The sequence below is a fragment of the Streptomyces sp. SID9727 genome, assembly GCF_010550605.1.
In the GTDB taxonomy this organism is placed as follows: Bacteria; Actinomycetota; Actinomycetes; order Streptomycetales; family Streptomycetaceae; genus Streptomyces.
Genome location: NZ_JAAGNI010000258.1, coordinates 1 through 8,049, shown reverse-complemented (window position 1 = coordinate 8,049; position 8,049 = coordinate 1). Strand labels below are relative to the sequence as shown.

At 69.2% G+C, this 8,049-nt stretch carries 9 protein-coding genes and 1 rRNA gene; 6 read left to right on the top strand and 4 right to left on the bottom strand.

Features of this window, described 5'->3' with window-relative positions:
• On the bottom strand, positions 1-741 hold a 741-nt coding region (locus G3I41_RS16660; protein ID WP_164401004.1), incomplete at its 3' end, for a hypothetical protein.
• A gap of 154 nt (positions 742-895) precedes the next feature.
• Here G3I41_RS16660 and G3I41_RS16655 point away from each other — a divergent pair.
• From G3I41_RS16655 to G3I41_RS16640, 4 genes are all read left to right on the top strand, one after another.
• Positions 896-1,693, top strand: a complete 798-nt coding sequence (locus G3I41_RS16655; protein ID WP_164401003.1) for an ABC transporter ATP-binding protein — start codon at positions 896-898, stop codon at positions 1,691-1,693.
• A gap of 58 nt (positions 1,694-1,751) precedes the next feature.
• On the top strand, positions 1,752-2,183 hold the full coding sequence (locus tag G3I41_RS16650; RefSeq protein WP_164401002.1) for an NfeD family protein: 432 nt from the start codon (positions 1,752-1,754) through the stop codon (positions 2,181-2,183).
• Between the two features lie 74 nt (positions 2,184-2,257).
• The gene (locus G3I41_RS16645) at positions 2,258-3,187 is read left to right on the top strand and encodes an SPFH domain-containing protein (protein WP_073968441.1); all 930 of its coding nucleotides are present in this window, start codon (positions 2,258-2,260) and stop codon (positions 3,185-3,187) included.
• A 61-nt stretch (positions 3,188-3,248) separates the two neighbouring features.
• On the top strand, positions 3,249-4,016 hold the full coding sequence (locus tag G3I41_RS16640; RefSeq protein ID WP_164401001.1) for a sulfite exporter TauE/SafE family protein: 768 nt from the start codon (positions 3,249-3,251) through the stop codon (positions 4,014-4,016).
• A gap of 61 nt (positions 4,017-4,077) precedes the next feature.
• Here G3I41_RS16640 and G3I41_RS16635 read toward each other — a convergent pair whose 3' ends face one another.
• The 3 genes from G3I41_RS16635 to G3I41_RS16625 all read right to left on the bottom strand — a co-directional run bounded on the left by G3I41_RS16635 (position 4,078) and on the right by G3I41_RS16625 (position 6,099).
• Entirely contained in the window at positions 4,078-4,584 is a 507-nt protein-coding gene (locus G3I41_RS16635) for an HNH endonuclease (protein WP_164401000.1), read from the bottom strand.
• Positions 4,585-4,733: 149 nt separating this feature from the next.
• Complete coding sequence (locus G3I41_RS16630) at positions 4,734-5,273, bottom strand: YbhB/YbcL family Raf kinase inhibitor-like protein (protein WP_164400999.1); 540 nt, start codon at positions 5,271-5,273, stop codon at positions 4,734-4,736.
• 43 nt (positions 5,274-5,316) lie between these two features.
• Positions 5,317-6,099 (bottom strand): sporulation protein, encoded by a 783-nt coding sequence (locus G3I41_RS16625; protein ID WP_164400998.1) that lies wholly within the window; start codon positions 6,097-6,099, stop codon positions 5,317-5,319.
• A gap of 184 nt (positions 6,100-6,283) precedes the next feature.
• Between G3I41_RS16625 and G3I41_RS16620 the strand changes: the two genes are divergently transcribed.
• Positions 6,284-6,895 (top strand): DNA-3-methyladenine glycosylase, encoded by a 612-nt coding sequence (locus G3I41_RS16620; protein WP_164400997.1) that lies wholly within the window; start codon positions 6,284-6,286, stop codon positions 6,893-6,895.
• A gap of 869 nt (positions 6,896-7,764) precedes the next feature.
• A 16S ribosomal RNA gene (locus G3I41_RS16615) occupies positions 7,765-8,049 on the top strand; the annotation flags it as partial.

The window sequence follows — 8,049 nt, the reverse complement described above, 5'->3', positions numbered from 1 at the left end:
CACCTGCGCCCGCCGCGCCACCCGCTCCACCGGCCGCAGCGCCTCACCCCGCGCCGCCATCTCCGACGCGCTCACCGCGCCGCCGTGCCCGTTCTCGTACGCCACCGAGACCAGCAGCCCCACCCGCTGGGCCAGCTCCAGGACCCGCACCGCCCTCGGCGGATAGCCCGGGGCCAGCACCTCGCGGCCCCGTTCCGCCCGCGCCCGGTACGCGTCCACCGCCGCCTCGGCCACCGGCCCCGAGCCGGCCACGTCGAGCCGGGACAGCACCGCCGTCGCGTCCCGCAGCGCCTCCGCCAGCTCACGTTCCGCCTCGCCCAGCGAGGGCACGTCGGCCGGCGGAGCCTCCCGGACCGCCAGGCAGTGCCACACCACGTCCACGTGCACATCACCGGCCGGGCCCGCCTCGCGCACCTCGGGCACCAGGCCGTACGGGGCGCCGAACGTGACGACCGCCTCCTCCGCCTCCAGGGCCCGGGCGTTGAAATCGGCCGGACCGCTCAGCCCCAGCGGATGCCCCGGCACCGGCAGCGCGACCCGGAAGCCGCTCACCCCCAGCGCCCGCAGCCGCCCCAGGGCGAACGTCAGCCCGACCGGACCGGCCTCACCCGGCAGCCCCTCGACGCGGTGCACCGCGTCCTCCCCGACGATGGCGAGCGCCGCGTCGTCCGGCGACACGAGCCCCGCCAGCAACGCGTTCCCCCAGGCGGCCAGCAGCCCTGAACGTGGTTCCGAAAGCATGCGGACAGCCTAGGGGGTGTCCTGCCGCGCCCGGCCCGGCCCGCGACGGCGGGCCCAGCGCCGCCGGTACTCGCGCGGTGGCGTAGGTTTTCCCTGGGAGCTGTGCCCACAGGCACGCGACGATCTCGACACTGCATGGGGAGACAACGCGCTCATGAGCGATGTACTGGAGCTGGTGGACGTATCCGTGGTCCGCGACGGACGCGCTCTGGTGGACGACGTCTCCTGGTCGGTCAAGGAGGGGGAGCGCTGGGTCATCCTCGGCCCCAACGGCGCCGGCAAGACCACCCTGCTCAACATCGCGTCCAGCTACCTCTTCCCCACCAAGGGCAGCGCCCGCGTCCTCGGCGAGAAGCTCGGCGGCGTCGGCACCGACGTCTTCGACCTGCGCCCCCGCATCGGCATCGCGGGCGTCGCACTGGCCGACAAGCTGCCCCGCCGCCAGACGGTCCTCCAGACGGTGCTCACCGCCGCCTACGGCATGACCGCCACCTGGAACGAGAACTACGACAAGGTCGACGAGGACCGCGCCCGCGCCTTCCTCGACCGGCTCGGCATGACCGAGTACCTCGACCGCAAGTTCGGCACCCTCTCCGAGGGCGAGCGCAAGCGCACCCTGATCGCCCGCGCCATGATGACCGACCCCGAGCTCCTCCTCCTGGACGAGCCCGCCGCCGGCCTCGACCTCGGCGGACGCGAGGACCTCGTCCGGCGCCTCGGCCGGCTGGCCCGCGATCCGTACGCGCCCTCCATGATCATGGTGACCCACCACGTCGAGGAGATCGCCCCCGGCTTCACCCACGTCCTGATGATCCGCCAGGGCAAGGTGCTCGCCGCCGGCCCCATGGAGACCGAGCTCACCTCCCGCAACCTCTCCCTCTGCTTCGGCCTGCCCCTCGTGGTCGAGCACCAGGGCGACCGCTACACCGCCCGCGGACTGCCGCTCGGCTAGGGGTTGTTGCCCGGTTGCGCCCTGTCGGTAAGGGTGCATGCGGTCCTACCATGACCACGTGGACATCGACGCGTGGGTGTGGTGGCTGATCGGCGCGGTGGGACTGGGCATTCCGCTCGTCCTGACCGCGATGCCCGAGTTCGGCATGTTCGCCGTGGGGGCCGTCGCCGCCGCGGTCGTCGCGGCCCTCGGCGGCGGAATCGTCGCCCAGGTCCTGGTCTTCGTCATCGTCTCGGTGGCGCTGACGGCCGTGGTGCGCGTGATCGCGGGGCGGCAGCGCGCGGACCGGGCGCCCGTGCACGCCACCGGCATCGACGCCCTGAAGGGCCGTCAGGCCGTCGTCCTGGAACGGGTGACCGGCGGTGGCGGCCGCATCAAACTGGCCGGTGAGGTCTGGTCGGCGCGCGCATTCGACACCGGATTCAGTTACGAGCCCGGCCAACAGGTCGACGTCGTGGACATCGACGGGGCGACGGCCATCGTCATGTGACCGAACTGCCCGCGCTCCCAAGCGCGTTCTGTCAGACTCGATGACGATCATCAACCGAAGGGCACGAGGAAACGATGCAACCGATCATCATCGTCCTGATCATTCTGGTGGTGCTCGTCTTCATCGCCCTGATCAAGACGATCCAGGTCATCCCGCAGGCCAGCGCAGCCATCGTGGAACGCTTCGGCCGGTACACCCGCACCCTCAACGCCGGCCTGAACATCGTCGTCCCGTTCATCGACTCGATCCGCAACCGGATCGACCTGCGCGAGCAGGTCGTGCCCTTCCCGCCGCAGCCCGTCATCACCCAGGACAACCTGGTCGTCAACATCGACACCGTCATCTACTACCAGGTGACCGACGCCCGGGCCGCGACGTACGAGGTGGCCAGCTACATCCAGGCCATCGAGCAGCTCACCGTCACCACCCTCCGCAACATCATCGGCGGCATGGACCTGGAACGGACCCTCACCTCCCGCGAGGAGATCAACGCGGCCCTGCGCGGCGTCCTGGACGAGGCCACCGGCAAGTGGGGCATCCGCGTCAACCGCGTCGAGCTCAAGGCGATCGAGCCGCCCACCTCCATCCAGGACTCGATGGAGAAGCAGATGCGCGCCGACCGGGACAAGCGCGCCGCGATCCTCCAGGCCGAGGGGACCCGCCAGTCCGCGATCCTCACCGCCGAGGGCGAGAAGCAGTCCGCGATCCTGCGCGCCGAGGGTGAGGCCAAGGCCGCCGCCCTGCGCGCGGAGGGCGAGGCCCAGGCCATCCGCACGGTCTTCGAGTCCATCCACGCCGGCGACCCGGACCAGAAGCTGCTCTCGTACCAGTACCTCCAGATGCTGCCGAAGATCGCCGAGGGCGACGCCAACAAGCTCTGGATCGTGCCCAGCGAGATCGGCGATGCCCTCAAGGGACTCAGCGGAGCCTTCGGCAACCTCGGCGGCGGCGCACCCGGCTTCAACACCGGCAAGGAGCGACGCGAGGAACCCCCGGTCGACTGACGTGTACACCCCCCGTGCATGATGCGGTGCAGCAAGCACCGATCACGCACGGGGGAACGCCATGTCCATCTGGGAGATGCTCGCCGTCTTCGCCGCGGGGATGAGCGCCGGCGCGATCAACACGATCGTCGGCTCCGGCACGCTCATCACCTTCCCCGTCCTGCTCGCCACCGGCCTGGCCCCGGTCACCGCCACCGTCTCCAACGCGCTCGGCCTGATCCCCGGCTCCATCAGCGGCGCGATCGGCTACCGCAAGGAACTCGAAGGCCAGCGCTCCCGTGTCCTCAAACTCACGGTAGGCGCCCTCATCGGCGGCCTCACCGGCGCCACCCTGCTCCTGGCGCTCCCGTCCACGGCCTTCGAGACCATCGTCCCGGTCCTGGTCGCCCTGGCCCTCGTCCTGGTCATCCTGCAACCGCGCATCAGCAAGGCCGTCCAGGACCGACGCGCCCGCACCGGGACGCCCGCCCACCCCGACGGAGGGCCGCTGCTCTACGTCGGCCTGACCCTCGCCAGCGTCTACGGCGGGTACTTCACGGCTGCCCAGGGGATCATCTACCTCTCCCTCATGGGCATGCTGGTGGACGACACCATGCAGCGTCTCAACGCCGTCAAGAACGTCCTCGCCGCCGTCGTCAACAGCATCGCCGCGCTGTTCTTCCTCTTCGTCGCCGACTTCGACTGGACCGCCGTCGTCCTGATCGCGGTGGGCTCCGCCATCGGCGGCCAGATCGGCGCCAAGGTCGGCCGCCGCCTCAGCCCCGCCCTGCTGCGCGGCCTCATCGTCACCGTCGGCACGGTCGCCATCGTCCAGCTGCTGCTCCGCTGAACGGCCGAGGCCCGTCTCCCCGGGGAGACGGGCCTCGCTCATATCGTCGGGCGTACGACGGCTACGCCGCGCTCCGCGCCAGCCACTCCGGCAGCGCCGACCGGTCGCCGGCCCCCAGCGCCAGCAGCATCGCCTCCGCGGGGGACGGCACGAAGGGCTTCCGCAGCAGCGGCATTCCCGCCTGCTCCGGCGTACGGTCCGCCTTGCGGTGGTTGTCCTCCGCGCATGAGGCCACCGTGTTCAGCCAGGTGTCCTGCCCGCCCTGAGCCCTCGGCACCACATGGTCGACGGTGCTCGCCCGCTTCCCGCAGTACGCGCACCGGTGCTGGTCCCTGACCAGGACGCCCCTCCTGGACCACGGCGCCTGTCTTCGGAACGGCACCCGTACGTACCGGCAGAGCCTGATCACCCGGGGCACCGGGATGTCCACGGCGGCGCCGCGCATCCGGAGGCCGGGGTGGGACTGCTCGACGACGGCCTTGTCCTGAAGGATCAGCACCACCGCGCGGTTCAACGTCACCGTCGACAGCGGCTCGAAGCTCGCGTTGAGTACCAGCGTGTCCCGCATCCCGCCCACCTCCCGTGTGCCGGCCGCCCCCTGGCAGGCCCGGATCAACTCTGGCCCCGGCACGCCGTGATGGACAACGCATTAAAAAATGCCCTGCCCTGATCTCTCCAAGACCGGGGCAGGGCAAACGGATGCGCACGTTTTGGTACTCAGGCGTTCTCGGCGGGCTCCGCGTACTCGGTGACCAGCTGGGCCCGGCCCACGGTGTGGAACCGCAGGTTGAACCCGACCGCCGCGGGCGAGGCGTCGCTGTCGGGGCCCAGCTTCTCGCTGTCCACCGCGTACACGGTGAACACATAGCGGTGGTTCTCCCCGGCCGGCGGGGCGGCCCCGCCGAAGTCCTTGGTCCCGTAGTCGTTGCGCGCGTGCACGGCGCCGGCGGGCAGTCCTTCGAACGTCCCGCCGCCCGCACCGGCCGGCAGCTCGGTGACCGAGGCGGGGATGTCGAAGAGCACCCAGTGCCAGAACCCGCTGCCCGTGGGGGCGTCGGGGTCGAAGCACGTCACGGCGAAGCTCTTCGTCTCTGCCGGGAAGCCCTCCCACCGCAGCTGCGGCGAGGTGTTCCCCGCCGCGTAGACCTGCGCGTCGGCGAGCACGGCACCGGCGGCGATGTCCTCGCTGACCACGGTGAACGAGGGGACCTCCGGGTGGAAGTCGTGCGGCAGCGGCGCCCTCTTCGGCTCGGTCACGTCAGCACCTTTCTGTCGGCTCTGTCGGATTACGCCTCCGACCCTAGAGCCAGTTGCGCTGACCGCCGACCTGCGCCAGCCACTGGTTCAGATATGCCGCCCAGTCGGTCTCCTGGAAGTTGTGCAGACCGACCTTGAAGGCGCGGTACGAGTCGCTGCCCTCGCTGAACAGACCCGCCTTCTTGTCCATCTCCAGGACGACGTCCATCTCGCGGTCGTCCGCGACGAACGACAGCTCCACCTGGTTGAGCCCCCGGTACTGCTGCGGCGGGTGGAACTCGATCTCCTGGTAGAACGGCAGCCGCTGCCGCGTACCGCGGATGTGGCCGCGCTCCATGTCGGCGCTGCGGAAGCTGAAGCCGAGTTGGCCGAAGGCGTCGAGGATGGCCTCCTGGGCCGGCAGCGGGTGCACGTTGATCGGGTCGAGGTCGCCCGAGTCCAGCGCCCGCGCGATCTCCAGCTCGGTCGTCACCCCGATGTTCATGCCGTGCAGGTGCTGGCCCGCGAACATGGTGATCGGCGTCTCCCACGGGATCTCCAGGCCGAACGGGACCACGTGCACCGCGCCCGCCTGCACCTGGAAGGCGCCGCCGATGCGCAGCTTGGTGAACTCGATGTCCTGCTTGGTCTCCTGGTCCTGGCCCTCGACCTCGACGCGGGCCTGAAGGCCCACGGAGAGCCCTTCGATCTGCTGGTCGACGGAGCCGCCCTGGATCCGCACCTCGCCCTGGACGACCCCGCCGGGGACGACGTTGACCTCGGTCAGCTCCGTCTCCACCGAGGCGCCGCCGGCACCCATGCTCGCGAGCAGCCGCTTGAAGCCCATGTTTTCTCCTCCTAGGTCCTGACCCCTACATACGCGCGACGACCGTAGTCGGTTCCCAGTAACCTCGAACCTCATGATCGACGGCCCGGACGTACGCCGCCGACGCGGGACGCCTCGGGCCGCGGCCCGGTCCCTCCCGGCACCGCCCCGGGCACTTTCACGTACGCACGTCAAGGGAGTCAGCATGAACGTCGACCTCCTCGCCCAACCTGCCGAAGAAGTCGCCCCCAAGCTGCTCGGCACTGTGCTCACCTGCACGACCCCGGAGGGAACCGTGAGCATCACCATCACGGAGACCGAGGCGTATTCCGGCGCGGCCGACCCGGCTTCCCACGCCTACCGAGGCCAGACGCCCCGTAACGCCGTCATGTTCGGCCCCGCGGGACACCTGTACGTCTACCGGTCCCACGGTCTCCACTGGTGCGCCAACATCGTCACGGGCACGGACGGCATCGCCTCGGCCGTCCTCATCCGGGCAGGCAGGGTCATCAAGGGAGAGGACCTGGCAAGCCGGCGTCGGGGCGAGAGGGTCGAAAGCGCACGTCTCGCCCGAGGCCCGGGGAACTTCTGCCAGGCGCTCGGCATCACGGCCGAGCACAACGGCGCGGACCTCCTGACGGGTACCTCGGTCAGGCTGTCCGAGGGCGAGTCGGTGCGGGCCGCGCTCATCCAGGCGGGTCCCCGGGTAGGCGTGAGCCAGGCCCACGACTGGCTGCACCGTTTCTACCTGGCAGGTGACCCGACGGTCTCGGCGTACCGACTGAGCCCGCGGGCCAAGCCGACGACCGGAGGCTGAACGTCGGGTTCCAGCCCGTCAGCACAGAGAACCGGCCAAAGGCTCGGCCTCCCTCGCGACCGCACTGGACATGCCGCCCGGCATGGCGCGGCCTCGATGTGATGACCCACGAGGGCGCCGGCATCTTCGTGTTCCGGAACGCCCGGCCACCGCGTGACCAGGTACGCAACGGCCCCGCACCGGAGCGGGGAGAAGAGGGCGCGCCGCACCCCCGGCGGTTCTGCGGCGACGGCGACCCGTCGCCGAGCCCGTGCCGGACGCATGCGCCGCGCTTGAGGTCAACTTGACTCGCCCGAGTGGGGCACCTAATGTTGTCCGAGTCGCTTGACACGGGTACAGCTGTTGGTTCAGTCCATCGGATCGCATGCCGCGCAGACCCGAAGCGGCCAACCACTACCTACGACTCACCCCAGAGGGTGCGAATTTCGGCGTGCCCGGAATTCAGACCCACTGACTCGATTATGAGTAACCGGGGGAATCCGCTAAAGTAGTGGACACGCCGAAAGGGAAACGCGAAAGCGGAGAACTGGAAAGCGAAAAATGCTTGACCCGCTTCGACCGGGAATCGGACACGAAAGAGTCTGATAGAGTCGGAAACGCAAGACCGAAGGGAAGTGCCCGGAGGAAAGCCCGCAGGGGTGAGTACAAAGGAAGCGTCCGTTCCTTGAGAACTCAACAGCGTGCCAAAAGTCAACGCCAGATATGTTGATACCCCGGCCTGCTTCGGCAGGTTGGTGGTTCCTTTGAAAGTCCTGCACGGGTCTTCGGGTCCGGGTAGGCACAACACAGCGAGGACGCAGTGGACAACGGGTCATATTCCGACCTTGTTGTTCCGCTCTCGTGATGTGTCTCCCGATTACGGGAAAACATTCACGGAGAGTTTGATCCTGGCTCAGGACGAACGCTGGCGGCGTGCTTAACACATGCAAGTCGAACGATGAAGCCCTTCGGGGTGGATTAGTGGCGAACGGGTGAGTAACACGTGGGCAATCTGCCCTTCACTCTGGGACAAGCCCTGGAAACGGGGTCTAATACCGGATAACACTCTCTTCCTCCTGGGAGAGGGTTGAAAGCTCCGGCGGTGAAGGATGAGCCCGCGGCCTATCAGCTAGTTGGTGGGGTAATGGCCTACCAAGGCGACGACGGGTAGCCGG

Excerpts from the sequence above, each read along its gene's own strand:
- G3I41_RS16655 (WP_164401003.1), top strand. The coding sequence starts at position 896 with ATGAGCGATGTACTGGAGCTGGTGGACGTATCCGTGGTCCGCGACGGA.
- G3I41_RS16645 (WP_073968441.1), top strand. The coding sequence starts at position 2,258 with ATGCAACCGATCATCATCGTCCTGATCATTCTGGTGGTGCTCGTCTTC.
- G3I41_RS16640 (WP_164401001.1), top strand. The coding sequence starts at position 3,249 with ATGTCCATCTGGGAGATGCTCGCCGTCTTCGCCGCGGGGATGAGCGCC.
- G3I41_RS16635 (WP_164401000.1), bottom strand. The coding sequence starts at position 4,584 with ATGCGGGACACGCTGGTACTCAACGCGAGCTTCGAGCCGCTGTCGACG.
- G3I41_RS16625 (WP_164400998.1), bottom strand. The coding sequence starts at position 6,099 with ATGGGCTTCAAGCGGCTGCTCGCGAGCATGGGTGCCGGCGGCGCCTCG.
- G3I41_RS16620 (WP_164400997.1), top strand. The coding sequence starts at position 6,284 with ATGAACGTCGACCTCCTCGCCCAACCTGCCGAAGAAGTCGCCCCCAAG.